Source organism: Novosphingobium sp. HR1a, from assembly GCF_015594425.1.
GTDB classification, from domain to species: Bacteria; Pseudomonadota; Alphaproteobacteria; order Sphingomonadales; family Sphingomonadaceae; genus Novosphingobium; species Novosphingobium resinovorum_A.
Genome location: NZ_JABXWS010000033.1, coordinates 147983 through 172691, shown reverse-complemented (window position 1 = coordinate 172691; position 24709 = coordinate 147983). Strand labels below are relative to the sequence as shown.

29 protein-coding genes are annotated in these 24709 nt (G+C 64.2%); 18 read left to right on the top strand and 11 right to left on the bottom strand.

What is annotated here, in order from left to right:
* The first annotated feature begins 22 nt into the window (after positions 1-22).
* Both HWN72_RS07055 and HWN72_RS07050 read left to right on the top strand, forming a co-directional pair.
* A complete protein-coding gene (locus HWN72_RS07055; RefSeq protein WP_231958153.1) occupies positions 23-187 on the top strand; it encodes a hypothetical protein in 165 nt (54 codons plus the stop codon).
* A 182-nt stretch (positions 188-369) separates the two neighbouring features.
* Positions 370-933, top strand: coding sequence for a MarR family transcriptional regulator (locus HWN72_RS07050; RefSeq protein ID WP_008828699.1), 564 nt, complete (start codon positions 370-372; stop codon positions 931-933).
* Positions 934-1049: 116 nt separating this feature from the next.
* Here the strand turns inward: HWN72_RS07050 and eno are convergent, their stop codons facing one another.
* Entirely contained in the window at positions 1050-2336 is a 1287-nt protein-coding gene (gene eno, locus HWN72_RS07045) for a phosphopyruvate hydratase (protein WP_036523052.1), read from the bottom strand.
* A gap of 176 nt (positions 2337-2512) precedes the next feature.
* Here eno and HWN72_RS07040 point away from each other — a divergent pair, with 176 nt between their 5' ends.
* The 5 genes from HWN72_RS07040 to HWN72_RS07020 all read left to right on the top strand — a co-directional run bounded on the left by HWN72_RS07040 (position 2513) and on the right by HWN72_RS07020 (position 4670).
* Positions 2513-2992 carry a DUF883 C-terminal domain-containing protein gene (locus tag HWN72_RS07040; RefSeq protein ID WP_008828701.1) on the top strand — a complete coding sequence of 160 codons (480 nt, stop codon included), beginning with the start codon at positions 2513-2515 and terminating at the stop codon, positions 2990-2992.
* A 35-nt stretch (positions 2993-3027) separates the two neighbouring features.
* Positions 3028-3411, top strand: a complete 384-nt coding sequence (locus tag HWN72_RS07035; protein WP_036523050.1) for a phage holin family protein — start codon at positions 3028-3030, stop codon at positions 3409-3411.
* A 27-nt stretch (positions 3412-3438) separates the two neighbouring features.
* Positions 3439-3741: a hypothetical protein gene (locus HWN72_RS07030; RefSeq protein ID WP_036523048.1), complete on the top strand. Its 303-nt coding sequence runs from the start codon at positions 3439-3441 to the stop codon at positions 3739-3741.
* Between the two features lie 18 nt (positions 3742-3759).
* Positions 3760-4311, top strand: coding sequence for a hypothetical protein (locus HWN72_RS07025; RefSeq protein WP_036523046.1), 552 nt, complete (start codon positions 3760-3762; stop codon positions 4309-4311).
* Positions 4312-4448: 137 nt separating this feature from the next.
* On the top strand, positions 4449-4670 hold the full coding sequence (locus tag HWN72_RS07020; RefSeq protein WP_008828705.1) for a DUF4170 domain-containing protein: 222 nt from the start codon (positions 4449-4451) through the stop codon (positions 4668-4670).
* 64 nt (positions 4671-4734) lie between these two features.
* Here HWN72_RS07020 and greA read toward each other — a convergent pair whose 3' ends face one another.
* From greA to carA, 5 genes are all read right to left on the bottom strand, one after another.
* Positions 4735-5211 carry a transcription elongation factor GreA gene (gene greA / locus HWN72_RS07015; protein WP_008828706.1) on the bottom strand — a complete coding sequence of 159 codons (477 nt, stop codon included), beginning with the start codon at positions 5209-5211 and terminating at the stop codon, positions 4735-4737.
* Positions 5212-5325: 114 nt separating this feature from the next.
* A complete protein-coding gene (carB, locus tag HWN72_RS07010; protein WP_008828707.1) occupies positions 5326-8649 on the bottom strand; it encodes a carbamoyl-phosphate synthase large subunit in 3324 nt (1107 codons plus the stop codon).
* A 1-nt stretch (position 8650) separates the two neighbouring features.
* Complete coding sequence (locus HWN72_RS07005; RefSeq protein WP_155986157.1) at positions 8651-9268, bottom strand: hypothetical protein; 618 nt, start codon at positions 9266-9268, stop codon at positions 8651-8653.
* A 27-nt stretch (positions 9269-9295) separates the two neighbouring features.
* Positions 9296-9682 carry a hypothetical protein gene (locus HWN72_RS07000; protein WP_248005853.1) on the bottom strand — a complete coding sequence of 129 codons (387 nt, stop codon included), beginning with the start codon at positions 9680-9682 and terminating at the stop codon, positions 9296-9298.
* A 146-nt stretch (positions 9683-9828) separates the two neighbouring features.
* Entirely contained in the window at positions 9829-10995 is a 1167-nt protein-coding gene (gene carA, locus HWN72_RS06995; RefSeq protein WP_036523042.1) for a glutamine-hydrolyzing carbamoyl-phosphate synthase small subunit, read from the bottom strand.
* Positions 10996-11178: 183 nt separating this feature from the next.
* Between carA and HWN72_RS06990 the strand changes: the two genes are divergently transcribed.
* The 3 genes from HWN72_RS06990 (at position 11179) to rpoD (ending at position 15643) form a co-directional block, all read left to right on the top strand.
* The gene (locus HWN72_RS06990) at positions 11179-11631 is read left to right on the top strand and encodes a GatB/YqeY domain-containing protein (RefSeq protein ID WP_008828710.1); all 453 of its coding nucleotides are present in this window, start codon (positions 11179-11181) and stop codon (positions 11629-11631) included.
* Positions 11632-11654: 23 nt separating this feature from the next.
* Positions 11655-13541: a DNA primase gene (gene dnaG / locus HWN72_RS06985; protein ID WP_069707705.1), complete on the top strand. Its 1887-nt coding sequence runs from the start codon at positions 11655-11657 to the stop codon at positions 13539-13541.
* A 71-nt stretch (positions 13542-13612) separates the two neighbouring features.
* Positions 13613-15643, top strand: a complete 2031-nt coding sequence (gene rpoD / locus HWN72_RS06980) for an RNA polymerase sigma factor RpoD (protein WP_211149989.1) — start codon at positions 13613-13615, stop codon at positions 15641-15643.
* Between the two features lie 38 nt (positions 15644-15681).
* Here the strand turns inward: rpoD and HWN72_RS06975 are convergent, their stop codons facing one another.
* Positions 15682-16296 carry a M17 family peptidase N-terminal domain-containing protein gene (locus HWN72_RS06975; protein ID WP_036523036.1) on the bottom strand — a complete coding sequence of 205 codons (615 nt, stop codon included), beginning with the start codon at positions 16294-16296 and terminating at the stop codon, positions 15682-15684.
* 196 nt (positions 16297-16492) lie between these two features.
* Positions 16493-16744 (bottom strand): Kazal-type serine protease inhibitor, encoded by a 252-nt coding sequence (locus tag HWN72_RS06970; protein WP_008831230.1) that lies wholly within the window; start codon positions 16742-16744, stop codon positions 16493-16495.
* 247 nt (positions 16745-16991) lie between these two features.
* Here HWN72_RS06970 and rpiB point away from each other — a divergent pair, with 247 nt between their 5' ends.
* The 8 genes from rpiB to HWN72_RS06930 all read left to right on the top strand — a co-directional run bounded on the left by rpiB (position 16992) and on the right by HWN72_RS06930 (position 21700).
* Positions 16992-17429 carry a ribose 5-phosphate isomerase B gene (rpiB, locus tag HWN72_RS06965; protein ID WP_008831229.1) on the top strand — a complete coding sequence of 146 codons (438 nt, stop codon included), beginning with the start codon at positions 16992-16994 and terminating at the stop codon, positions 17427-17429.
* Positions 17430-17443: 14 nt separating this feature from the next.
* Complete coding sequence (gene glyA / locus HWN72_RS06960) at positions 17444-18742, top strand: serine hydroxymethyltransferase (RefSeq protein WP_069707703.1); 1299 nt, start codon at positions 17444-17446, stop codon at positions 18740-18742.
* A 4-nt stretch (positions 18743-18746) separates the two neighbouring features.
* On the top strand, positions 18747-18974 hold the full coding sequence (locus tag HWN72_RS06955; RefSeq protein WP_008831227.1) for a hypothetical protein: 228 nt from the start codon (positions 18747-18749) through the stop codon (positions 18972-18974).
* 14 nt (positions 18975-18988) lie between these two features.
* Positions 18989-19465 carry a transcriptional regulator NrdR gene (gene nrdR, locus HWN72_RS06950; RefSeq protein WP_008831226.1) on the top strand — a complete coding sequence of 159 codons (477 nt, stop codon included), beginning with the start codon at positions 18989-18991 and terminating at the stop codon, positions 19463-19465.
* Positions 19449-20195, top strand: coding sequence for an RNA methyltransferase (locus HWN72_RS06945; protein WP_081798889.1), 747 nt, complete (start codon positions 19449-19451; stop codon positions 20193-20195). Before nrdR ends, HWN72_RS06945 begins: the two co-directional genes overlap by 17 nt.
* A 74-nt stretch (positions 20196-20269) precedes the next feature.
* Positions 20270-20527 (top strand): hypothetical protein, encoded by a 258-nt coding sequence (locus tag HWN72_RS06940; protein WP_036523028.1) that lies wholly within the window; start codon positions 20270-20272, stop codon positions 20525-20527.
* Between the two features lie 211 nt (positions 20528-20738).
* A complete protein-coding gene (rpsD, locus tag HWN72_RS06935; protein ID WP_008831223.1) occupies positions 20739-21353 on the top strand; it encodes a 30S ribosomal protein S4 in 615 nt (204 codons plus the stop codon).
* A 152-nt stretch (positions 21354-21505) separates the two neighbouring features.
* Entirely contained in the window at positions 21506-21700 is a 195-nt protein-coding gene (locus tag HWN72_RS06930; protein ID WP_008831222.1) for a hypothetical protein, read from the top strand.
* Positions 21701-21712: 12 nt separating this feature from the next.
* Here HWN72_RS06930 and HWN72_RS06925 read toward each other — a convergent pair whose 3' ends face one another.
* From HWN72_RS06925 to HWN72_RS06915, 3 genes are all read right to left on the bottom strand, one after another.
* Positions 21713-22396: a pentapeptide repeat-containing protein gene (locus tag HWN72_RS06925; RefSeq protein WP_036523026.1), complete on the bottom strand. Its 684-nt coding sequence runs from the start codon at positions 22394-22396 to the stop codon at positions 21713-21715.
* Between the two features lie 16 nt (positions 22397-22412).
* Positions 22413-23543 (bottom strand): tRNA guanosine(34) transglycosylase Tgt, encoded by a 1131-nt coding sequence (gene tgt, locus HWN72_RS06920; protein ID WP_211149988.1) that lies wholly within the window; start codon positions 23541-23543, stop codon positions 22413-22415.
* Between the two features lie 123 nt (positions 23544-23666).
* A complete protein-coding gene (locus HWN72_RS06915; RefSeq protein ID WP_248005852.1) occupies positions 23667-24695 on the bottom strand; it encodes a YdiY family protein in 1029 nt (342 codons plus the stop codon).
* Between the last annotated feature and the right edge of the window lie 14 nt (positions 24696-24709).

Below are 24709 nucleotides of genomic sequence, written 5' to 3'. Positions count from 1 at the left end.
CCTCCCGCTGGAGAACGCTTGGGTGAACAAGGACGCAATCGCGAAGTCGCTGGCCGCCGATCTGGAGACGCGCCTCGACCAACTGGAAGAGATCGGCGCGATGATCGCCGCCGCCCATCTCCAGGCTGCCATCGAATCCTTATGCCGGGAATTCGGCATTCCGCGTAAAGCGTCCGATACGGATTAAGCTACGCGAGACGTTTCCTCGGAAGTTTGCCTATGATTTGTCCGTGGCGGATCAAGCAACACAGCGGCGACTGCAGGTCATAACCTGCTGAGCGCCGCTGCTTTTCTCGCAACGATGGGCATAATCGCCGCGATGACTTTCGCGAAGGAAGTCGTGCGGCCTGCATCAGGCGATCCTATTCGATGGAGAACACGGACCAGTTGATGCGCAATCGGGCGAAAGCGATCCGGCTGATCGGCATCGCCAACGAACTTCTGGCAATGGCGCGGGAACTGGAGATCGGAGAGAGTCCCTCGGCGATACTGGAAAGCCTCGCCATCACCGGGGAAGCTCGCGAACCCAAGGGCACGGCGAGCCAGGATCACCCGATCTGGGTGGAACTCGCCCGCCAGACTTACGACGACCGGCGGCGGCGCACCAAGATCTTCCGCTCGGAAGAACTGTTCGGCGAACCGGCGTGGGACATCCTGCTCGACCTCTTCATCGCCGCCAAGGAGCGCCGCCGCGTCTCGGTGACGAGCGCATGCATCGGCTCCGCCGTCCCGTCGACGACGGCGCTGCGCTGGATCGCGATTCTCGAAAAGCAGGGGCACCTCGTACGGGAGGCCGATCCCGGGGACGCGCGCCGGGTCTACGTCAAACTGAGCGCGCGGGGCTATGCCGCGATGCTCGAATACTTCGCCTCCGCATCCCGCTCAGTCGTGTTGATCGACGATACCGCAAGGGACAGTGTCGCCGCACGCTGAGGCGATCGGCCTCCAGCCACCTCTTCGCCCCATGGGGGGACAGGCTGGTCGCCGTGCGGAGGAAGCGGGTGATCGGCGCCATTTCCCCGGCGCCGATCACCCGCGACACTTCAGGTTCAGGCGCTCAGGCGACCGAACGCGCTCAGGCCCGCATAGCGCGCGGCCTTGCCCAGCTCTTCCTCGATGCGGATGAGTTGGTTGTACTTGGCGAGCCGGTCCGAACGGGCCAACGAGCCGGTCTTGATCTGGCCGCAATTGGTGGCGACGGCGAGGTCGGCGATGGTCGCGTCCTCGGTCTCGCCCGAACGGTGCGACATGACGGCGGTGTAACCGTTGCGGTTGGCGATCGAGACGGCTTCCAGCGTCTCGGTCAGGGTGCCGATCTGGTTGACCTTGACGAGCAGCGAGTTCGCCAGGCCCTTCTCGATGCCCATGGTCAGGCGCGCCGGGTTGGTGACGAACAGGTCATCGCCCACCAACTGCACCTTGTGGCCGATCTTATCGGTCAGCGCCTTCCAGCCCTCGAAGTCGTCCTCGCTCATGCCGTCCTCGATCGAGATGATCGGATAGGCTTCGGTAAGGTCGGCAAGGTAGTCCGCGAAGGCCACCGGCGACAGGCTCAGGCCCTCGCCGCTGATCTCGTACTTGCCGTTCTTGAAGAACTCGGTCGAGGCGCAGTCGAGCGCGAGCTTGATGTCGGTGCCCGGCTTGAAGCCTGCCTTCTCGATCGAGGCCATGATGAAGTCCAGCGCATCGCGGGTGCTGGCAAGGTTCGGCGCGAAGCCGCCCTCGTCGCCCACGGCGGTGGCGAGGCCCTTCTCGTGCAGGCCCTTCTTGAGCGTGTGGAAGATTTCCGCTCCCCAGCGCGCGGCTTCCGCCAGCGACGAGGCGCCGACCGGCATGACCATGAATTCCTGGAAGTCGATCGGGTTGTCGGCATGCTCGCCGCCGTTGATGATGTTCATCATCGGCACCGGCAGGACATGCGCCGAAACGCCGCCGACGTAGGAGTAGAGCGGCAGGCCGCGCGCATTGGCGGCGGCCTTCGCGGCGGCCATGCTGACGCCGAGGATGGCGTTGGCACCGAGGCGCGCCTTGTTCGGCGTGCCGTCGAGTTCGATCATGGCAAGGTCGAGGTCGCGCTGGTCTTCGGCGTCGAGCCCGACGAGCGCCTCGGCGATCTCCCCGTTGACCGAATCCACGGCCTTGAGCACGCCCTTGCCGAGATAGCGGCTCTTGTCGCCGTCACGCAGTTCCATCGCTTCGTGCGCGCCGGTCGATGCGCCCGAGGGCACTGCCGCGCGGCCGAAGCTGCCGTCTTCCAGCAGGACGTCCACCTCCACGGTGGGGTTGCCGCGGCTGTCCAGGATTTCCCGTCCGTGAATGTCGATGATCGCGGTCATGTCTGCGGTTCTCCTCAAGCGGGCGCATTACGCGCCATCCGTCCGGAGGCGGTCTTAGCAGGGGAACTTCGCGTGACAAGTTGCGTTGCAGCAAGGAACGACAAGTTGTGTTACTCTGTCCGCACATGGCTTATGATGCCAATTCGCGCCAAGGATAGACAAGGAAGGATAATCGCATGGTCGAACCCACCATCTCCGCCGGAAACGGCACCGAAAGCGCCAAGAATCACTTCTCCAAGGCGGTCGAGGAAGCCAAGGCCGGTGCGCAGGCTTTCGCCGGTGAAGTGTCTAGCGAATGCAAGACCCGCAGCGGCGAAGCCAAGGACAAGGCCAGCGCCTTCGCGGCCGATGCCAAGGTCAAGGCCGCCGGCTATGCAGAGGAAGGCAAGGCCAAGGCCAGTCAGGCGATCGTCGGCGTCTCCAAGCTGATCGACGACAATGCCGCCCTGATCGACGAGAAGGTCGGCGTGAAGTACGGCGATTACGCCCGCAGCGCATCGAAGTCGCTGGCCGACGCCGGAGCCAAGCTGGACGAGAAGTCGATCGAGGACATTGGCGAGGATGCCAAGACGTTCGTGCGCAACAGCCCGTGGCAGGCACTCGGCATCGCGGCCGCGACCGGCTTCGTGCTTTCCCGCCTGTTCAGGGGCAAGTGAAGGCGCTTCGGCGCCTGAGCTGACTTCCTGAGAGAATGCAGGACACCACACCCACCCTCGCCCCTGCGGCCGAGGATTACGAGAATCTGTCGCTGGCGCAGGATTTGCGCCAGCTGGCGGATGAAGCGAAGGTTTTTGCGCAAGCTGAACTCGCGTTTCAAAAGTCGCGCGCTGCATATGTTGGGTCGGAAACACGCACTATCGTCATGCTGCTCGTGGTGGCAGCGGTGCTGGTTTTCTTCGCTGTCATGGCCTTCGTCGTCGGTACGGTAATTGCTCTCGGCCCGCTGCTCGGACTGTGGGGCGCGATGGCGGTTATCACGCTGGTATTGCTTGCGCTTGCCGCATTCGGGGCCTGGAGTGCGCGCGCACGGCTGCGCCGTATGCTGCGTATCGCGGGCGGTTCTCAGGACGATTAATCTATTTAATCTATTACGGGGGCTCGAATGGGCAAGCAGGCAGCGCAGGTTCTGGTGGACCGGGCCGCGCGCGACGCCGCGAAGGCGAAGTTCGACGGACATTACCAGGCCTTCAGGGCCGACATGGACGAGCGCGGGATCGGCGGCCGGATCGCTGACGAGGCGCTCGATCAGGCCAAGCTGATGTTCGACGAGGCCGTTGCCGTTGTCGAGGAGCATCCCGCCGCAATCGGCGGAACCTTGGCAGCGCTCGTGCTTTGGTTTCTGCGTAATCCCATTATCGACCTGGCGCAGCGCCTGTTGGACAGTGCGCGCGACCGGGTCTCTTGACCAAGGAAGGAACGCCAGGTGAGCAAGACCGAGTCGTCCACCCCGATCGCTGCCGGTAAAGGCGCAAACGTCGTCGCCCTGCCCGCGAAAATCGCCGAGCCCACGCCGTCTGACAAAGTCATCGCCTTCGTCAAGAAGCACCCGGTACTGACCGTCGCAGGCGGTGTCGCCGTCGGCGTCGCGGTGAACGCCCTCCTGCCGCGCCGCGTCAGCAGGCGGATCGTCGCGCGCACGCTGGACCTCGCGGAGGCTGCCGGCACCGCCAGCGTCGTACTCGGCCGCAAGGCGGGCGACAAGGCGCATGACATCGGCATCGATGCACGCAAGCAGGCCTCGAAGTTCGCGGACAGCGCTGAAAAGGTCAGCGATCTGGCCATTCTCAATCTCGAAAAGTACGGCCTGGCTGCAGTAGGCGCCGCAAGTGCCCTCGGCCGTGCGACTGCCCGCCGAGCCAGCAGGCTTGGCGATGCGGCTGCCGACACCGCCAACCGCCTTGGAGACGCGGCGGCTGTCCGCTCGACTAAGGTTCTGCACATGGCCGAAGACCTCAAGAAGCGTGTCAGATCGTAAACGGCTCGTGAATTTCAGCTAAAGGCGCACCTTTTCGCTTACTGCGCGATCAAGGTGCGTCTTGTGCACTTGCTCCTTGACCTCTCCAAAATTATAGGCCGCTTATCTCCCAACCAGCAGGAAAGCGGCACTCTCCCATGCAGAAGCTTCACCTTGTAATGGGCGGCCGGGTCAAGGATCCGCGCAGCCTCGAATTCACCGACCTCAAGGCTCTCGACCTCGTCGGTGTCTATCCCGATTTCGCCGAGGCCCAGAATGCCTGGAAGTCGGCCGCGCAGCGCACCGTCGATGATGCCGAGATGAAGTACGTGATCGTGCATCTTCATCGCCTGCTCGAGCCGGAACTGCCGGCAGCCTGAGCAGCGGAAACGAAAAAGGCCGGCGGAAACGCCGGCCTTTTTCTTTATCCTGAAGCGGAGAGGATCAGATGAATTCGATCTTCTGCACCAGGTAGAACTTGTCGCCCGACGGGACGGTCACTTCGATCTCTTCCTCGACCTTGCGGCCGATCAGCGCCTTGCCGAGCGGCGAGTTGTAGCTGATGCGGCCGACCTTCGCGTCCGCTTCGTAAGGGCCGACGATCTGGTACTTCACCGGCTTCTCGTCATCGTCGAGAAGAGTGATGGTGGCGCCGAAGATGATCTTGTCGCCCGACAGCGTCGCGGGATCGATGATCTGCGCGCGCGTGATCTTGTCCTCAAGGTCGGCGATGGTCGCCTCGACCTGGCCCTGGCGCTCCTTGGCGGCGTGGTACTCGGCGTTTTCCGAAAGATCGCCGTGGGCACGCGCTTCCTCGATGGCGTCGACGATGAGCGGACGCTCATCGCGAAGCGCCTTGAGGTCCGCGGTCATCCGCTCGTAACCTTCCGCGAGCATCGGCAGCTTTTCGACACTTGCCATTCTAATTCATTTCCTCCTGCGGCCTTCCCCCAAAGGTCTTGCGACTAGTTTCCTGTCCCCGCCCTAGGCGGGCGGGGCCGATCTGCTGCGATGTGGGGGGAGGCGAGATCGATTTCAGCTATAGTAGTCCTGCAACGATCGCACTTCAAGTTTGCTCCCGCGAATTGTCGCGATCGCCTCCGCCGCAGCGACACTGGCCGCCGCCGTGGTGAAGATCGAAACCTTGCCGGTCAGCGCCGAGGCGCGGATCGACTGGGAGTCCACCAGGCTCTGCCAGCCTTCGGTGGTATTGAAGATCAGCGCGATCTCGCCATCGACGATCTTGTCGACGATGTGCGGACGGCCTTCGGCCACCTTGTTCACGAGATCGACCTGCAGGCCCGCCTCGGCCAGATACTTCTGCGTGCCGCTGGTGGCGACAATGCGGAAGCCCTGCTCGATCAGCGTCTTCACCGCGGGCAGGATCACCGGCTTGTCGCTGTCCTTGACCGAAACGAACACGGTGCCCTCGACCGGCAGCTTCATGCCGGCGCCAAGCTGCGCCTTGCCGAAGGCGCGAGCGAAATCGCTATCGATTCCCATGACTTCGCCGGTGGACTTCATCTCGGGGCTGAGCACCGGATCGACGCCGGGGAAGCGGTTGAACGGGAACACGGCTTCCTTGACCGCCATGTACGGCAGGTCGCGCTTGAACGGCGGGAAGGTGTCCAGCTTCTCGCCCGCCATGACGCGCGCAGCGATCTTGGCGACCGGCTGGCCCAGCGCCTTGGCAACGAAGGGCACCGTGCGCGAGGCGCGCGGGTTGACCTCGATGAGGTAGACCTCGCCGTCCTTCACCGCGAACTGGATGTTCATCAGGCCCTTGACGTTAAGGCCGAACGCCAGCTTCTCGGCCTGACGCTCCATTTCGGCGATGATCTCGGGCGGCAGGCTGTAAGGCGGCAGGGTACAGGCGCTGTCGCCGGAGTGGATGCCCGCTTCCTCGATGTGCTGCATGACGCCTGCCACGACCACGCGCTCGCCGTCGCACAGGGCATCGACGTCGCACTCGATGGCGTCGCGCAGGTACTGGTCGATGAGGACCGGGCTGTCGCCCGAGACCTGCACGGCGGTGGTGATGTAGTCGTCGAGCTGCTGTTCGCTGTCGACGATCTCCATCGCGCGGCCGCCCAGCACGTAGCTTGGGCGCATCAGCACCGGGTAGCCGATGCGATTGGCGACGTTCACCGCCTCGTCGCGGCTGCGGGCAATGCCGTTGGCGGGCTGCTTGAGGCCGAGCTTGTCGACCAGAGCCGAGAACCGCTCGCGGTCTTCGGCAAGGTCGATCGCGTCGGGCGAGGTGCCGAGGATCGGAATGCCCTCGTCTTCCAGCGCCTGCGCCAGCTTGAGCGGAGTCTGGCCGCCGAACTGCACCAGCACGCCGACGAGTTCGCCGCTCTGCTGCTCGACGCGCAGGATTTCCAGCACGTCCTCGGCAGTCAGTGGCTCGAAGTAGAGACGGTCCGAGGTGTCGTAGTCGGTCGAAACCGTCTCGGGGTTGCAGTTGACCATGATGGTCTCGTAGCCGGCCTCGGACAGGGCGAAGCAGGCGTGGACGCAGCAGTAGTCGAACTCGATGCCCTGCCCGATGCGGTTCGGACCGCCGCCGAGGATCACGATCTTCTTGCGGTCGGACGGCATGGCCTCGTCCTCGGGCTCGCCGAAGATCGGGGCCTCGTAGGTCGAGTACATGTAGGGCGTCACCGCCTCGAACTCGGCGGCGCAGCTGTCGATGCGCTTGAAAACGGGGACGACGCCCAGCTTGCGGCGAAGCTGGCGCACTTCCTTCTCGCTGGTGGCACCGGCCATGGCGCGCAGCGCGTCATGCAGCAGGCCCGAGCGCTTGGCCTGGGTCTCGCCCAGACCGCCCGCGACGCCGACCGAACGCACCGCCAGCGTGGCGAGGCGCTTGTCGGAGAAGCCCATCGCCTTCAGCTTGCGCATGCCCGCCGCATCGTTGGGCAGACCTTCAGCGAGGATCTTGGTTTCCTCGGCGATGATCTCCTCGATGTGGCGCAGGAACCACTTGTCGTAGTGGGCGATCGCGTGGATCTCGTCCACGGTGAAGCCTTCGCGGAAGGCCTGCGCGGCGTGCAGCAGACGCTCCGGCGTGGCGCGCGAAAGAGCGGCGGTGATGACGTCACGGCCGGCGCCTTCCAGCGCGGGCACGCGGTTGAAGCCGTCAAGGCCGGTTTCGAGGCCGCGCAGGGCCTTCTGCATCGATTCCTTGATGTTGCGGCCGATCGCCATGACTTCGCCGACCGACTTCATCGCGGTGGTGAGGTCGTTCTTGGCGCCCTTGAACTTCTCGAAGGCGAAGCGCGGGATCTTGGTGACGACGTAGTCGATGGTCGGCTCGAACGCGGCGGGCGTCGCGCCGGTGATCTCGTTCATGATCTCGTCGAGCGTGTAGCCGACCGCCAGCTTGGCGGCGACGCGCGCGATCGGGAAGCCGGTGGCCTTCGAGGCCAGCGCCGAGGAACGCGACACGCGCGGGTTCATCTCGATGACGATCAGGCGGCCGTCCTTGGGGTTCACCGCGAACTGGACGTTGGAACCGCCGGTCTCGACGCCGATCTCGCGCAGCACCTCGATCGAGGCGTTGCGCATGATCTGGTATTCCTTGTCGGTCAGCGTCAGTGCCGGGGCGACGGTGATCGAATCGCCCGTGTGGACGCCCATCGGATCGACGTTCTCGATCGAGCAGATGATGATGCAGTTGTCATGGCGGTCGCGCACGACCTCCATCTCGTACTCTTTCCAGCCGAGCAGCGATTCCTCGATCAGCACTTCGGTGGTCGGCGAGGCATCGAGGCCCGAACGCACGATCGCCTCGAACTCGGCCTTGTTGTAGGCGATGCCGCCGCCGGTGCCGCCCATCGTGAAGCTGGGGCGGATGATCGAGGGCAGACCGGTGCGCTCAAGCACCGCGAACGCCTCGTCCAGCGTATGGGCCACGCCCGAACGCGCCGAGTTGAGGCCGATCTTGTCCATCGCGTCGCGGAAGCGCTGGCGATCCTCGGCCTTGTCGATCGCGTCGGCGTCGGCGCCGATCATCTGGACGCCGAACTTCTCCAGCGTGCCGTCGTTGAACAGCGCCAGCGCGCAGTTGAGCGCGGTCTGGCCGCCCATCGTGGGGAGCACCGCATCGGGGCGCTCCTTCTCGATGATGCGCGCGACGACCTCGGGAGTGATCGGCTCCACGTAAGTGGCGTCGGCCATGTCCGGGTCGGTCATGATCGTGGCGGGGTTCGAGTTCACCAGGATCACCCGGTAACCGTCCTCCTTCAGCGCCTTGATCGCCTGAGTGCCCGAATAGTCGAACTCGCAGGCCTGACCAATGATGATCGGGCCTGCGCCGATGACGAGGATCGAGGAGATGTCTGTACGTTTGGGCATGTTAGATCGCAAAGCCTAGCAAATGAGCAATGAGCGCAAGGAGAGCGAGTGCCGCAGTACCTATAACGGCGGCGGCAGCCTCCTTCCCTATCCATTGCAGGGTTAACTTGGAACGTAGCCAAATTTCCTTTGGCCGGATAAACTCACGGTCCAGCGCATCCCCGAGCGCTGTAACTTCTTGCTCAGCTACGAGTTTCTCGCGCGAACTTAGATTTCCCACATCATTTGCGAGGGAAATTTGTTTGGCAAGCGAAGTCACCTCGCTCCGCACCTCGATAAACTGACGACTATTATGATCCAATCCGACTACGCGATCAGAGGCTGGAACCTCTTCAGATTCGTCAGCATCTTTCCGTCCATTAGCCCGGCCTTCGAGTTCTTCAGCATATTTGTAACCAGCGTCAGAAATCGCAAAACCATTTTCATCAACGTAGCTATATTCACCATCAACATAGCCACTCGACGCAAGATTTGAGACCGCCATCTCTACGCGCCGTTCAGACACGTCAAAATTCAAAAGTCTCTTGATTTGGCTGATCGTCAAACTTCCGCTGTGAACTTGAAAATAATTGTACAATGCGAGCAGAACGACTGCCTCTAATTCAGCTTGCTTGATCATATACCCGTTCTGCCCGCTCATTTTGCTTCAACCCATAAGATCGCCGAAGGCCTTGTCCCAGTAGTCAGGATCGGCTTTCGCGTTCTGGATGATGGGGTTGGCGTCCTGCTCAGTGCGAATGACTTCGCGAAAGCGGTCGGCCTGGAACTGGTGCATCGAGCCGCCGTACTCGCCCTGGTTGGTGGACCAGGCGCCCGTCTCGATCATGCGATCGATGAAGGCCTTGCCGGCTTCCTTGGAGTGCTTGCGCACCTTCGGGCCGAACTTGCGGACGGCGACGGAGACCTTGTCCTCGAAGATGAGCTGCAGTTCGCCGTAGGGATAAAAGCGCGGCGCGACCGAGAGTTCGGCCGCCGGCCCGGCGACGTAGTAGGCGATCATGTGGTCGATCAGAGCGGACATTGCGCTAGTCATTTCAGGCACCTTCTTTGTTATGAGGTGCCTGGATGCATAGGCAATCCGCCGGGCCGGGTCGAAAGCTCCCTTGGCCGCACCGGCAATCATCGCCGATGCGTGGGACGGCGCGAACGCCGCCAAGGGAGCCTGACCCGCTGCGACCATCAGCCGAGCATACCCACGAACTTCTCGAACAGGTAGAAGCTGTCCTGCGGGCCGGGGCTCGCCTCGGGGTGGTACTGCACGCCGAAAGCGCGCTTGCCCTTGATCGCGATGCCGCAGTTGGTGCCGTCGAACAGCGAGACGTGGGTTTCCTCGACATTGTCCGGCAGGCAGGTGTTGTCCACCGCGAAGCCGTGGTTCATCGAGGTGATCTCGACCACGCCGTCGGCATGGCGCTTGACCGGATGGTTGGCGCCGCGATGGCCCTGGAACATCTTGGCTGTCTTGGCGCCCGCCGCGATGCCGAGCATCTGGTGACCGAGGCAGATGCCGAAGACCGGCATGTCACGCTCCAGCAGCGCCGCGATTACGGGCACGGCATAAGCGCCGGTCGCCGCCGGGTCGCCGGGGCCGTTCGAGAGGAACACGCCAGCGGGTTCGAGCGACAGGATGGTTTCCAGCGAAGCCTCGGCCGGAACCACGGTGACGCGCGCGCCAGCCTTCACGAGATTGCGGAAAATGTTGTCCTTGGCGCCGTAGTCGATCGCGACGACGTGCGGGCGGGTCTCGCCGTCGGCAGTGCCGTAGCCCTCACCGAGTGTCCAAGTCGAGCCTTCCCAGCCCTGCTGGATTTCGCGGCTGACCAGCTTGGCAAGGTCCATGCCTTCGAGGCCCGGCCATTCCTGCGCCCGCTTGATGAGCGCGGGAATGTCGAAGTTGCCTTCGGGGTCATGGGCGATGACGGCGTTGGGCGCACCGGCGCTGCGGATGCGGCGGGTGAGCGCGCGGGTGTCGACGCCCGAAAGGCCGACCTTGCCCTTGCTCGCCAGCCACTCGGCGTAGCCGCCTGCGGAACGGAAGTTCGAAGGCAGCGTCACGTCCTCGCGGACGACGCAGCCGACGGCGCCGTCGACCAGCGATTCGAGGTCTTCCTCGTTCACGCCGACATTGCCGATATGCGGGAAAGTAAAAGTGACGATCTGGCCCGCATAGGACGGGTCGGTCATGACTTCCTGGTAGCCGGTCATCGCGGTGTTGAAGCAGACTTCACCCACGGACTCTCCGACATGACCGAAACCACGTCCCCAGACGACGTGTCCGTCGCTGAGAACCAGAACGCCCGTTGCCCCTTCGGGTTTGGGCGCAAGCGAAGATGCGGCGTCGGCCATGGTGGGTCGCTCCGTTGACGGCGTTTCTAACGTTGTGTGCTAAGACGCGGCCGCTAGAGAGGGTTGTGCACCGCGTCAAGGTGTGGGGGTGCAATTTGGGCGCGCACGTGCAAATCGGCGCGCAGGTTGCTAGCTTTGCCACACGCACCACCCCGTTCACTCAGTTCATTTGCAGGAAAACCCATGCTTCGTGATTCGATCAAGGCCGCGCAGATCACCGCCATGAAGGCCGGTGAGAAGCAGCGCCTCGCCACTGTCCGCCTCATCCTTGCAAAGATCAAGGACCGCGACATCGAGCTGCGCACCGCCGACACGCTGCCCGACGACGACGCGCTGGTGATCGACGTGCTGCAGAAGATGGTGAAGCAGCGCCGCGAATCGATCACCCTGTTCGAGCAGGGCGGCCGCCCCGAAAAGGCTGCCGACGAACAGGCCGAGCTGGAAGTCATCGAAACCTTCCTCCCCGCCCAGTTGTCCGAGGAAGAAACCATGGCCGCCATCGAGGCGATCAAGGCGGAGACCGGCGCCAGCGGCATGAAGGACATGGGCAAGGTCATGGGCGAACTGAAAGCCCGCCACGGCACCGTGCTCGACATGACCAAGGCGAGCGGCTGGGTTAAGGCGGCGCTGGCCTGATTTGCTGACAGGCGGCAGGTCTCGTGCTCACCCCCCAATGGCTCGACCAACTCCGGTCCCGCACCGCGCTTTCCGCTCTGATCGGCCGCTCCGTGCGGCTGCAGAAGGCGGGGCGCGAGCATCGGGCCTGCTGCCCTTTCCATAACGAAAACTCGCCCAGCTTCTACGTCAACGACGAGAAAGGGTTCTACCACTGCTTCGGCTGCGGCGCCCATGGCGACGCCATCCGCTGGATGACCGACCACCAGGGCCTCGCCTTCATGGACGCGGTCAAGGAACTGGCGGCCGAGGCCGGGATGGACGTCCCCGCGCCCGATCCGCAGATGGCGCGCGCGGCGGAGAAGCGCGACAGCCTGCACGACGTGATGGCCGCCGCGCAGGCGTGGTTCAAGGCCAGCCTGTCCGGCGCAGAAGGCGCGGCGGCGCGCGCCTATCTCGCCACGCGCGGATTCGATGCGCATACCGTGCAGCGCTTCGGCTTCGGCTATGCGCCCGAGGGGCGGCAGGCACTGAAAGAGGCCCTCTCCCGCTTCCCCGAGCCCATGCTGATCGAGGCGGGCCTGCGGATCGCCGTCGAGGAACGCGATCCCTACGACCGTTTTCGGGGCCGCCTGATGCTCCCCATCGAGGATGCGCGCGGCCGGGTCATCGCCTTCGGTGGCCGCATCCTCACCAAGGGCAAGACCGATGCGCCCAAGTACCTCAACTCGCCCGATACCCCGCTGTTCGACAAGGGCCGCACGCTCTACAACCTGCACCGCGCCGCGCCCGCCGCGCGCCAGTCGGGGCGGATCGTGGTGGTCGAGGGCTACATGGACGTCATCGCGCTGGCCGCCGCCGGGATCGCCGATGCCGTCGCGCCGCTGGGCACTGCGCTGACCGAGCACCAGATCGAGATGCTCTGGCGCCATGTCGAGACGCCGACCCTGTGCTTCGACGGCGACACGGCCGGCCAGCGCGCGGCGATGCGCGCGATCACCCGCGCCCTGCCGCTGCTGCGCCCTGCCCACTCCCTGCGAATCGTCCGCCTGCCCGAGGGGCTGGACCCCGACGATCTCATCAAGCAGCGCGGCTCCCGCGCGATGGAGGACATTCTCGGCGAGGCGAAGTCCCTCGTCGAAGTGCTGTGGGAGGCGGAGCGAGATGCCGTCCCGCTCAATACGCCCGAGGACAAGGCCGGCCTCAAGGCCCGCCTGATGGCCCACGTCGAGACGATCCAGCACCCCGACATCGCCGGGCTTTACCGTCGCGAACTGCAGGACCGATATTCCGAATTCGCCTTCCCGCGCCGGGAGAATCGCTGGCAACAGGGTGGAGCGCAAGGTGGTGGGGGAAACTTCCAGCCTCGCCAGAACCAGCGCGGAAGCGGCAAATGGAACGGCAAGCCGAGCCCTGCCCCCTCCTCGCCCGAATCGATCGAGCGCCTGAACACCCGATTCGCAGGCGCAGGCACCCGCGATGCGCTCTCCGCCGCGATCATCGCCGGGCTCATTCGCTGGCCCGCGCAACTTGCGCGCCACGCGGAAGCGCTCGCCCGCACCCCCGGTCTCGATCCGCGCTTCGAGACACTGGTGGACTGCTGCGGCGCCGCAGACGCGCTTGAAACCGAGGTTCTCGCCACCATATTGCGAGACAACGGCCTGGTGCAACCCAAGGCCGCCGAGTACGCAGGGCTTAGATTCGGCTTCCTGATTCCCGAAACGAGCGAGGAACAGGCGGCAGCCGAACTGGCCCAGGCGATCGACCTCCTCGTCGAGCGACCAGTACTCGAAGCGGCACTGGCAAAAGCAACGGCGCGGTTCGAATCAGAGCTTTCCGACTCGGCATTCGCCGAACAGCAGCGACTGCTGAAGAGAAAGCTGGAATTCGATAGCCGTCTCAGGCAAATGGCAACCAGACATGCGTCGTGATTGTATAATTATACAAGGTTTACGGACCCCAGGTTTACGCACTCACGACGGCACGGGATAACGGCGAACTGATGAGCAAGAACGACACCAACGGCGCGGACAACGAGGGTACGGACGCACCGCTGATCGACCTCAACGAAGGTTCGATCAAGAAGCTGATCGCGCGTGCCAAGCGTCGCGGCGTCATCACTTACGATGAGCTGAACGAGGCGCTGCCTCAGGACATGTCCTCGGACCAGATCGAGGACATCACCTCGGCTCTGAACGAGATGGGCGTCAACATCGTCGACAACGACGAGGATGCCGAAAGCCAGGAAAACGACGACCGCGATTCGGAAGACGATAACGACGACAGCGAAGGCGATGAAGTCTCGCCGCGCGTCAACGTCGATCCCGCGAAGAAAAAGGAAACGGTCGAGCGCACCGACGACCCGGTGCGCATGTACCTGCGCGAGATGGGCGCGGTCGAGCTGCTCAGCCGCGAGGGCGAAATCGCCATCGCCAAGCGCATCGAAGCCGGCCGCGACATGATGATCCTGGGCCTGTGCGAAAGCCCGATCACCTTCCACGCCATCATCCAGTGGTCCGAGGCGCTCAACAACGGCGAGATGCAGTTGCGCGAGATCCTCGATCTCGACGCGATGCTTTCGAAGGAGCCCGCGCCCGAAGCCCTGAGCGAGGACGGCGAGAGCGAGGACGACGGCGAAATCAGCGAAAAGACCGCCGGTCCCTCGTTCAAGGACGACGATTCCGACGACGAGGACAACTCCGAGGAACTCGACGAGGACGGCAACCCGATTCCCAAGCGTCAGGCCGAGGAAGAGGAAGAAGACAACACCCTCTCGCTCGCGCAGATGGAAGCGGCCCTCAAGCCGGAAGCGCTTGAGAAGTTCCTGCTGATCACCGAACTGTTCCAGACTTTCGAGCGCCTGCAGCGCGATCGTCTGGAAGCGCTGGCGCTGGGCATCGATTTCCCGGCCGCCAAGGAAGACCAGTACCAGCAGCTTCGTGAAGACCTCACGGCGCAGGTGGAATCGGTCAAGTTCCACGCGACCAAGATCGAATATCTGGTCGACAACCTCTACGCCTTCAACCGCCGCCTGACGACGCTGGGCGGGCAAATGCTGCGTCTGGCTGAGCGTCACAAGGTGAAGCGCACCGACTTCCTCGAATCCTACGTCGGCCGCGAACTGGACGATACGTGGATCACGGACGTCGCCAAGAAGGACAAGAAGTGGGCCGCCTTCGCCGAGAACGAAGCCGATCCGGTCGAGCGTATCCGTCTGGAAGTCTCGGACATCGCCGCCGCGACGGGCATGGCGCTTCCCGAGTTTCGCCGCATCGTGAACATGGTCCAGAAGGCGGAGCGTGAAGCGCGCATCGCCAAGAAGGAAATGGTCGAGGCGAACCTGCGCCTGGTGATCTCGATCGCCAAGAAGTACACCAACCGGGGTCTGCAATTCCTGGATCTCATCCAGGAAGGCAACATCGGTCTGATGAAGGCGGTCGACAAGTTCGAGTACCGCCGCGGCTACAAGTTCTCGACTTATGCGACCTGGTGGATCAGGCAGGCGATCACGCGCTCGATCGCGGATCAGGCCCGCACGATCCGCATCCCGGTCCACATGATCGAGACGATCAACAAGCTGGTGCGCACCAGCCGTCAGTTCCTCCACGAACAGGGCCGCGAGCCTACGCCCGAGGAAATGGCCGAGCGTCTGTCGATGCCGCTCGAGAAGGTGCGCAAGGTGATGAAGATCGCCAAGGAGCCGATCTCCCTCGAAACGCCGATCGGCGACGAGGAGGATTCGCACCTCGGCGATTTCATCGAGGACAAGAACGCGATCATTCCGGTGGACGCGGCGATCCAGGCGAACCTCAAGGAAACGGTCACCCGGGTCCTTGCGAGCCTTACCCCGCGTGAGGAGCGCGTGCTGCGCATGCGCTTCGGCATCGGCATGAACACCGATCACACGCTGGAGGAAGTCGGCCAGCAGTTCTCGGTGACGCGCGAACGCATCCGCCAGATCGAGGCCAAGGCGCTGCGCAAGCTCAAGCACCCGAGTCGGTCGCGCAAGATGCGCTCGTTCCTGGACCAGTAAGAGAAAAGCCCCGCTTCGGCGGGGCTTTTTTTACAGGCTCAATCGCCTTGCCCGCGCAGTTGCTCGCGAAACTCCCGCGCCGCTGCCTCGAGCCTTTCCGCGCCGACGTCGAACACCCAGCGTTCCAGAACCGGCGCCGGAGCAAGGCCCATGGGGACCAGCCTGTGCCGGGTGGCAAGCGCGGCGGCAAGCCCAGCGATCATGTGCGCGGGCGCTCCGGCCGTCCCGTCCGCCGAGAGGCCGCTGTCGCGCATGCCCGGTGCGAAGGCAGCGCTGCGCACACCGAGCGCCAGCGCGAAAGTGGCCGCCGAGCGCACCGCTTCGCGCAAGTGAAGCGGCGTCCACCCTTGCGGATGGCCCAGCCCGACCACCAGCAGCGCCTTGGCCGCAACCGTTTCGGGCGGCTGGGAAATCAGCAGGCATTCGCCCGGAGCACCGGTGAAATGGCCTTCGCGGCGCAGTTCGAGCAGCCGCCCGCCCAGCGCTGCGTCGAGGTGAGCCAGCCCGCCCGTGGGCGCGCCGGCCGGTTCCTCGCTGAACATCGCCGCGCACGAAAGGTCCACTTGCGCGCCCGCACCGTCCCACGCCGCCACATCCAGCGTCACGTCGAATGCCGAGCCGACGTTGTGTACGACGCCCCCGCTCCCGCTCATGCCGCCTCTCCCGCAGGACGGGCGGGGCGGAGAGGAAATGCGGGCCAGAGGGGCCAGTTGAGGATCATCGCGGTCTGCCTTCGTGAAGTTGCATCCCGGTGCTAGCCCGCCACCGAGGTCCGCATCAGACCAATAAGATCGTCGCAACTATTCGAAGAACCCGAAAACCCCGCTTCTGCCTCCGCGTCCGGCCCTCCTATTGCCCGCCGCGCTCGCAGGCGCCTGAGCTGACAACCCGGAACCCTTCGGCGCGCGCCATGCAGGCATTGCTGAAAGTCTGGCGATGGCGACGCTTTTGCGCACAGACCGGCGCATATTCGCGCGTACAGATCGCGGGCTTTTCCGGGCGCGGGCGATGGGGGCGATCCGGTCCCGGCATCGTCTCCAGACACCCTGTGAGAACCAGCACCCCGGCGAGGCTCAATGCGCGCATGACGGTCAGCTTCATGGCAATCCCCTTTCTTCTGTCGGCCCTGCGTCCGGCCTTTTCGGGCCAGCCTATCGGGAGCCGGAACTTGCGCCCCTGAACAAACCCTTGCAAGCATCATGCGGCTGAAACATCCATATGCGCTGCACAATTGCCCGCATGGCTCCATTGGCGATCCAAACGCTGTGCCCACAAGACTCGCAATATTGCAAAGCCGCGACTAAGGGAGCCGCAAACGAATCCCTCGCAGGCAGGAAGCACCTCTCCCATGCGTATCGCGATCGCATCCGACCACGCCGCCGTCGACCTCAAGGCGACCTTGCGCGAATACCTCATCGAGGCCGGCCACGAAGTCGCCGACCTCGGCCCCGAAACCGCCGACCGGGTGGATTACCCCGATTACGGATACAAGCTGGCCTCGGTCGTCGCCGACGGCACCGTGCAGTTCGGCGTCGCGCTTTGCGGCTCGGGCATCGGCATCTCGATCGCCGTCAACCGCGATCCCGCCTGCCGCTGCGCGCTGGTGGGCGAGCCGCTCTCGGCCGCCCTCGCCCGCGAGCACAACGACGCCAACGTCATCGCCATGGGCGCACGCCTGACCGGCGAGGACATGGCCAAGGCCTGCCTCGACGCTTTCCTCTCCACCGAGTTCGGCGGCGGCCGCCATGCAGGCCGCGTCGAAAAGCTCTCCAATCCGTCCTTCTGAAGGAGCCAAGAACCATGACCGTAGAAACCGCCATCCGTTCACCCGGCTTCTTCACCGACACGATCGCCCAGAGCGACCCCGCCGTCGCCGCCGCGATCGGCCACGAACTGAAGCGCGAACGCAAGCAGATCGAACTGATCGCCTCGGAGAACATCGTCTCCAAGGCCGTGCTCGAGGCGCAGGGCTCGGTGCTGACCAACAAGTACGCCGAGGGTTATCCCGGCAAGCGCTACTACCAGGGCTGCGAGCCTTCGGACGAAGTCGAGACCCTCGCCATCGAGCGCGCCAAGCAGTTGTTCGACTGCGGCTTCGCCAACGTCCAGCCCCACTCGGGCGCGCAGGCCAACGGCGCAGTGCTGCTCGCGACCGTCAAGCCCGGCGACACCATCATGGGCATGAGCCTCGACGCCGGTGGCCACCTCACCCACGGCGCCCGCGCAGCGCTTTCGGGCAAGTGGTTCAAGGCCGTGCAGTATGGCGTGACCAAGGACACCCACCTCATTGACTACGATGAGGTCGAGGCCCTTGCCAAGGAACACCAGCCCAAGCTCATTATCGCGGGCGGCTCGGCCTATCCGCGCGTGATCGACTTCAAGCGCATGCGCGAGATCGCCGACAGCGTCGGCGCGCTGTTCCAGGTCGACATGGCGCACTTCGCCGGGCTCGTCGCGGCTGGTCTGCACCCCTCGCCGTTCCCGCATGCGCACATCGCCACCACCACCACGCACAAGACGCTGCGTGGGCCCCGTGGCGGCATGATCCTGACCAACGACGAGGCGCTGGCCAAGAAGATCAACTCGGCGGTGTTCCCCGGCCTGCAGGGCGGCCCGCTGATGCACGTCGTCGCCGCCAAGGCCGTCGCCTTCGGTGAAGCGCTGCGCCCCGAATTCAAGGACTACGCCGCGCGCGTGATCGAGAACGCGCAGGTTCTGGCAGCCACCCTCAAGGCGCGCGGTGCCGCGATCGTCTCGGGCGGCACCGACACCCACCTCGCGCTGATCGACCTCTCGCCGCTGGGCGTCACCGGCAAGGACGCCGACGAGGCGCTGGAGCGCGCAGGGATCACCTGCAACAAGAACGGCATCCCGTTCGACCCGCTGCCGCCGATGAAGACGAGCGGCATCCGCGTCGGTTCGCCCGCCGGCACCACCCGCGGTTTCGGTCCCGAGGAATTCCGCGAGATCGGCAACATGGTCGCCGACGTTCTCGACGGTCTTGCCAAGTGCGGCGAAGCAGGTGACGCTCAGGTGGAGCAGAACGTTCGCACGCGCGTTGAAGCGCTGTGTGATCGTTTCCCCATCTACGAGGACTAAGTCTATGACCGACCCGCAGCGCCCCCAGAACTCCGGCCACTTCGTCAGCGATGCCCGCGAGGAACTCGCCGGAATGCTCAAGGATGGCATGGCTCATCCTTCGACCAAGCCGGTTCTGATCTGGGGCGCTGCGGGCGCGGTTGCGGGCGCGTTCCTGCCCTTCGTCTCCATCGGCCTCGGGCTGGCGGCGGGCGCAGGCTACAAGTTCTACAAGCGCGTCCGTCCTGAATGAAAGTAACCCACTGAATGCGCTGTCCTTTTTGCGCCCACGACGATTCCCAGGTCAAGGACAGCCGCCCGACCGAGGATGCCACTGCGATCCGCCGCCGCCGCCAGTGTTCAAGCTGCGGCGCCCGCTTCACGACGTTCGAACGCGTGCAGCTGCGCGAGATCGTGGTGGTCAAGAGCAACGATGCGGCCGGGCTCGAACGCCGCGAGCCGTTCGACCGCGCCAAGATCGAGCAGTCTGTCACCCTCGCCTGTCGCAAGCGCGGCATCGACCGCGAGAAGATCGAGCGGCTCGTCTCGGGCGTGCAGCGCCAGGTCGAGACGATCGGCGAGAACGAGGTGCCTTCGCGCGTCATCGGCGAACTGGTGATGGAAGGGCTGCGACAGCTCGACTCGGTCGCCTACATCCGCTTCGCCAGCGTCTACCGCGCCTTCAACGAGGCGAGGGATTTCGAGGAATTTGCAGGAACCGTGCGCGATGTCGGCGTCAATTGAAATGAAACAGCCCGTCATCGTACTGGTGCGCCCGCAGCTGGGCGAGAACATCGGCAAGGCCGCGCGCGCGATGCTCAACTTCGGGCTGACCGAGATGCGCCTCGTCTCCCCACGCGACGGCTGGCCGAACCCCTCGGCAGGCCCGGCGGCGGCCGGTGCCGACGACGTGCTGGAAAAGGCCGAGGTCTTTGAGACGCTCGCCGAAGCCGTGCACGACTGCGCCAACGTCTACGCCACCACCGTGCGCAAGCGGGGCGTCACCAAACCGGTCGTCACGCCCGAGGAAGCCGCGCGCGAGGTCTACGCGGCAACTGGCCGCTCGGCCTACGTGTTCGGGCCGGAGCGTTCGGGGCTGGAGACGGACGACGTTGCCCTCGCCCGCGCGATCCTGACGGTGCCGATCAACCCCGAGTTCGCCTCGCTCAACCTGGCGCAGGCAGTGATCCTGTGCGCCTACGAATGGTCGAAGGGCGCCGCATTGGCGCAGCCGACGGTTGAGGAACTGCTCCCCCCTGCCCCGCAGGACGAACTGGAAGGCATGATCCAGCAGTTCGAGAAAGTGCTGGAGCCGACCAAGTACTTCTACCCGGAAAGCCGCTCCGCCGCCACGCGCCGGACCTTGCGCAACATGCTTACCAAGCCGGGCTGGAACAGCCTCGAAGTGCGCACCATGCGCGGCGTGCTGAGCGCGCTGGGCGGCAACCGGCGGCCTAGGAATTCGGAAGAATAGCCTGGATTTCATTTGCGGGTTTATTGCTCCTGCGTAAAACGGCGGCTGCCTACAGTTTCGGGAATTTCTCAAACATGATCCGCATCATTACTGTCACCGCCCTGGCGCTTGCCACGCTGTCGCCCGCGATGGCCAAGGACAAGCAAGGCGAGCCGCTCAATCCCGACAAGAAAATATGCCGGTTCGAAGCACCCACGGGGACCATCATGCGCAAGCGCGTGTGCCATACCGCTGCGGAATGGAGTGCCATTGATTCGGCAGGTGCAAAACAGGCAGGGCAGATGATGGGGCGGGCCAACACCATGGGCAGCCCGCTCGGCACCGGTCAATAATCGCCCCAGACTTGGCTTGACTCCTGCGCCCGACCCTATAAGGGCGGCCCCTCACATGGCGCCTGCGTCTTCGCAGCACGTCCACTCGGCCCCGCACTCCCGGTGAAGCGGCGGCCGCATCCGGCATAATAGGCCTGATGGTGCGCCCCGGGGGAACCATGGATCGTGCAGCCACGATGGCCGCACGGCAAGCAGATTGAAGGACGACATTATGTCGAAGCGTCAAAGCTCGAAGTACAAACTCGACCGCCGCATGGGCGAGAACATCTGGGGCCGTCCCAAGAGCTCGGTCAACCGCCGCAGCTACGGCCCGGGCCAGCACGGCCAGCGCCGCAAGAGCAAGGTTTCGGACTACGGTCTGCAGCTGCGCGCCAAGCAGAAGCTCAAGGGCTACTACGGCGACGTGACCGAGAAGCAGTTCAAGCGCACCTACCAGGAAGCGTCCTCGATGAAGGGCGACACCAGCCAGAACCTGATCGGCCTGCTGGAGCAGCGCCTGGACATGGTCGTGTACCGCGCCAAGTTCGCGCCGACCATCTTCTCGGCCCGCCAGATCGTTTCGCACGGCCACATCCGCGTCAACGGCGTGAAGTGCAACATCGCCTCGCGTCGCGTGAAGGTCGGTGACATCATCACCCTGGGCAACAAGGCCAAGGAAATGGCTCTCGTTCTCGAAGCGCAGAACCTGCCCGAGCGCGAAGTGCCCGACTACGTCGCCCAGGACGGCACCGACAAGGTGACCTTCGTTCGCGTTCCGACGCTCGACGAAGTGCCCTATCCGGTGAAGATGGAACCGAATCTGGTCGTCGAGTTCTACTCGCGCTGATCCGGTTCTCCGGCAACGGAAACAAGAAAAGGCGGTCCTTCGGGGCCGCCTTTTTCTTATGTGTTTCGAACTGTTCAAACGACACGAAAAATTACACGATTTGCAGCACTTGTAAGGGAACTGCCGTCGAGATCGGGCATTAGCCTAGCATCATGACTCGCTACCGTTTCATCACTCCGCACCGCACCGGTAAATGGTACAATGATCTCAGGACAGCGCAGCGCCATGCCTGCGAGATCGGCGCCGGATTTCTCGACGAAATGACCGGCCGCTTCGTCGCCTATGTCGAGACGGTGCTGGAAACCATGCACGGCGAAGACGCACCGGGCATACCCGTCACTGCGTGACCGGGCTTCAGCTTAGCGGACGCTGATCCCCAGTTCGCCGAGAATCTGGCTTGCCTGCATGCGCGAGATGATCGCGCCACGGAACAGGGTAGCATCGACCAGACGCAGGCCACCCAAGTCAGCCCCACGCAGATCGGCGCCGTCGAACCGCGCCCCGGTCAAATCCGCATCGCGCAGGCTGCAGTCCAGCAATGCCGCTTGCCGGAAATCGCAGCGGCTCAGATCAGCCTGCGAAAAATCAACCTGCTGCAGCGTCGCGCCCCGGAACGAATGGCGAGGCAGGCGCGCGCTGACCAGCAGGGTCTCCTCGAAGACGGTGTCGAGAGACGCAGCATCCGACAAATCGGCACCCGTCAACTTGCACCGAGTTATCCTCGCCGAAGCCAGCGAAGCGCGTCGGAACGAAACGTTGTTGAAATCGCTGGCATGAAAACTGGCGCCGTCGAGGTCGCTCCCGGAAAAGTCGACGAAAGCGGCCCTGCAGGACTTCCAGGTCGTGCCGTCGAGCTTGGCCCTGCTCAAATCGGTTCGGCGCAGGCTGCAGGCCTCGAACGTCCAGCCCCACAGGTCAAGCCCGCTGAGTTGCGCCTCATCCAGATCGCAACCGACCAGATGGCGCACGGAATCGGGCAGCCGCTCGAAGTCGGCGCGCGTCAGTGTCCGGTCGCGAACGATGGTGCCGGTACTGTCGTCCATGCTCCGCTCCGACCGATCATTCCTTGCGGAAATAGTCCCGCCGGAAGTCGGCCGCGAACGCCGCAAAGCGTTGCTCTGCGATCGCGTCGCGCATGCCCTGCATCAGTTGCTGGTAGAACGAGAGATTGTGCTCGGTCAGCAGCATCGCGCCCAACATCTCGCCGGACTTGATGAGGTGGTGGATGTAGGCGCGGGTGTACGTACCGCAGGTCGGGCACTTGCAGCGCTCGTCGATCGGGCCGGTGTCTTCGGCGTGACGGGCGTTGCGCATGTTGAGCGGGCCGTTCCAGGTGAAGGCCTGCCCGTTGCGGCCCGAGCGGGTCGGCAGCACGCAGTCGAACATATCGACGCCGCGCTCCACCGCGCCGACGAGGTCATCGGGCTTGCCCACGCCCATCAGGTAGCGCGGACGGTCGGCGGGAAGCTGGCCGGGGGCGAATTCCAGCGTGGCGAACATCGCCTCCTGTCCCTCGCCCACGGCAAGGCCGCCGATCGCGTAGCCGTCGAAGCCGATCTCGGTCAGGGCATCGGCGCTGGTCTTGCGCAGGCCTTCGTCGAGCGCGCCTTGCTGGATGCCGAACAGGGCGGAACTTTCCGCATGCGCGCCACCGGTGTCGAAGGCGTCGCGGCTACGCTTCGCCCAGCGCATCGACATTTCCATAGAGCGGGCGATGACGTCGCGGGGCTCGTCGATCTTGGGGCACTCGTCGAAACACATGACGATGTCGGAGCCGAGCAGGCGCTGGATCTCCATCGACCGCTCGGGGCTTAGCATGTGGCGCGAGCCGTCAATGTGGCTGGCGAAAGTCACGCCTTCCTCGGTGATCTTGCGCAGATCCGACAGGCTCATCACCTGATAGCCGCCGCTGTCGGTCAGGATCGGGCGGTCCCAGTTCATGAACTTGTGCAGGCCACCGAGGCGCGCGACGCGCTCGGCGCCGGGGCGCAGCATCAGGTGATAGGTATTGCCGAGCAGGATGTCGGCGCCAGTGGCGCGCACGTCCTGCGGCTTCATGGCCTTGACTGTGGCAGCGGTGCCGACCGGCATGAAAGCGGGCGTGCGGATCTCGCCGCGGCGCATCTGGATGGTGCCGGTGCGGGCCTTGCCGTCCGTGGCGTGGATGGAAAACTGGAAACGAGGCTTCATGGCGCCGCCCTTAGAGCATTTTCAGGCGCGGTGGAAACATCCGATCGCCAACGATTTCGCCGCACCCTCCGTCACCCGCGAGCGCAGCTAAGCGCTCGCGGGTGACGAGAGGAAGGAGGACGATCAGAACCCGTAGACCAGCGAGAAGCGCGAGATCGTGTCGGTCTTGAGCGATCCGCTGGGCGGACGCGTCTCATGCTCGATGGAGTAGGACAGCTTGGCTTTCAGCCCCCTCATCATGCCGGCCTCGATCGCGGTCATCGAGGTGAAGGTGTTGTTGTCCGACCCGATGTAGCTGCTGGCGTCCTGCGTCAGCTTGATCGTCGGGTTGATCGTCCAGTCGAAGTCGATCGAGGTCAGCACCGACCATGTCGTCTGGTTGACGTCGTCCACATAGTTGGTGGCGCGAAACGCCGGACCTGCTTCCAGCGCCAGCGTCATGGCGGGACGGTTGAGCACCCGGTAACCGAGACCGCCCGAGAGCGTGTAACGATCAGCGAAGCCCTGAATGCGGTCACGCTCGTACTGCGTGCGACCATAGGTGAAGAAGCCGTCGTTCAGGGTGTAGCGCGGCTGGTAGCTGGCAGAATACTGTTCGCGGGTTACGGTGTCGCGATCTTCCTGATAGTCCGCGTTGGCCTGGATGATGTGCTCCCACTTGATACCCTTGCGGTTGAGCTTGAGGGCAGCGGTAAAACCGAAGTTCTCGGTGTTTCCTGTGGAGCGGAAGGCGCCGACCTCGATCTGGCCCTTCCACAGTTCGAGCACACCCGAGGCACGGATGCGGGCCAGTTCCGCCTCAGTCTTGGCGGCGATCTCCTTGGCGCGACGGTCGTTGTAGACCCGCTGCATGTCGCGGATCTCGTCCTTGTCGTAAGGCTGGGTCTGCTGCGCGAACTTGACCATCGCGGACACGGAGGCCCCGTCGTCGGTCTTCATCGCGGCTTCCAGCAGTGCGCGCACCGCCAGCGGCAGGCGCGGCCGCTCCGCCCTCACGTAAGGCACGAACTCGGGATAATCCGGCAGGTCGAGCACCAGCGGCGGCGGCGGGAGCGGGACCAGAACGAGCGGCTCGTCGAACTGGTGCACTTGCGCATGGGCGGGAACGGCAAGCAGCATAACGGGAAGGCCGGAGAGGACCGGTCGGAGCATCGTCATGCTGCAAA

Bases quoted from the DNA above. Each gene is read 5' to 3' on its own strand.
- HWN72_RS07050 (WP_008828699.1), top strand. From the start codon at position 370: ATGGAGAACACGGACCAGTTGATGCGCAATCGGGCGAAAGCGATCCGG.
- eno (WP_036523052.1), bottom strand. From the start codon at position 2,336: ATGACCGCGATCATCGACATTCACGGACGGGAAATCCTGGACAGCCGC.
- HWN72_RS07040 (WP_008828701.1), top strand. From the start codon at position 2,513: ATGGTCGAACCCACCATCTCCGCCGGAAACGGCACCGAAAGCGCCAAG.
- HWN72_RS07035 (WP_036523050.1), top strand. From the start codon at position 3,028: ATGCAGGACACCACACCCACCCTCGCCCCTGCGGCCGAGGATTACGAG.
- HWN72_RS07030 (WP_036523048.1), top strand. From the start codon at position 3,439: ATGGGCAAGCAGGCAGCGCAGGTTCTGGTGGACCGGGCCGCGCGCGAC.
- HWN72_RS07020 (WP_008828705.1), top strand. From the start codon at position 4,449: ATGCAGAAGCTTCACCTTGTAATGGGCGGCCGGGTCAAGGATCCGCGC.
- greA (WP_008828706.1), bottom strand. From the start codon at position 5,211: ATGGCAAGTGTCGAAAAGCTGCCGATGCTCGCGGAAGGTTACGAGCGG.
- carB (WP_008828707.1), bottom strand. From the start codon at position 8,649: ATGCCCAAACGTACAGACATCTCCTCGATCCTCGTCATCGGCGCAGGC.
- HWN72_RS07005 (WP_155986157.1), bottom strand. From the start codon at position 9,268: ATGATCAAGCAAGCTGAATTAGAGGCAGTCGTTCTGCTCGCATTGTAC.
- HWN72_RS07000 (WP_248005853.1), bottom strand. From the start codon at position 9,682: ATGACTAGCGCAATGTCCGCTCTGATCGACCACATGATCGCCTACTAC.
- carA (WP_036523042.1), bottom strand. From the start codon at position 10,995: ATGGCCGACGCCGCATCTTCGCTTGCGCCCAAACCCGAAGGGGCAACG.
- HWN72_RS06990 (WP_008828710.1), top strand. From the start codon at position 11,179: ATGCTTCGTGATTCGATCAAGGCCGCGCAGATCACCGCCATGAAGGCC.
- rpoD (WP_211149989.1), top strand. From the start codon at position 13,613: ATGAGCAAGAACGACACCAACGGCGCGGACAACGAGGGTACGGACGCA.
- HWN72_RS06975 (WP_036523036.1), bottom strand. From the start codon at position 16,296: ATGAGCGGGAGCGGGGGCGTCGTACACAACGTCGGCTCGGCATTCGAC.
- HWN72_RS06970 (WP_008831230.1), bottom strand. From the start codon at position 16,744: ATGAAGCTGACCGTCATGCGCGCATTGAGCCTCGCCGGGGTGCTGGTT.
- rpiB (WP_008831229.1), top strand. From the start codon at position 16,992: ATGCGTATCGCGATCGCATCCGACCACGCCGCCGTCGACCTCAAGGCG.
- glyA (WP_069707703.1), top strand. From the start codon at position 17,444: ATGACCGTAGAAACCGCCATCCGTTCACCCGGCTTCTTCACCGACACG.
- HWN72_RS06955 (WP_008831227.1), top strand. From the start codon at position 18,747: ATGACCGACCCGCAGCGCCCCCAGAACTCCGGCCACTTCGTCAGCGAT.
- nrdR (WP_008831226.1), top strand. From the start codon at position 18,989: ATGCGCTGTCCTTTTTGCGCCCACGACGATTCCCAGGTCAAGGACAGC.
- HWN72_RS06945 (WP_081798889.1), top strand. From the start codon at position 19,449: ATGTCGGCGTCAATTGAAATGAAACAGCCCGTCATCGTACTGGTGCGC.
- HWN72_RS06940 (WP_036523028.1), top strand. From the start codon at position 20,270: ATGATCCGCATCATTACTGTCACCGCCCTGGCGCTTGCCACGCTGTCG.
- rpsD (WP_008831223.1), top strand. From the start codon at position 20,739: ATGTCGAAGCGTCAAAGCTCGAAGTACAAACTCGACCGCCGCATGGGC.
- HWN72_RS06930 (WP_008831222.1), top strand. From the start codon at position 21,506: ATGACTCGCTACCGTTTCATCACTCCGCACCGCACCGGTAAATGGTAC.
- HWN72_RS06925 (WP_036523026.1), bottom strand. From the start codon at position 22,396: ATGGACGACAGTACCGGCACCATCGTTCGCGACCGGACACTGACGCGC.
- tgt (WP_211149988.1), bottom strand. From the start codon at position 23,543: ATGAAGCCTCGTTTCCAGTTTTCCATCCACGCCACGGACGGCAAGGCC.
- HWN72_RS06915 (WP_248005852.1), bottom strand. From the start codon at position 24,695: ATGCTCCGACCGGTCCTCTCCGGCCTTCCCGTTATGCTGCTTGCCGTT.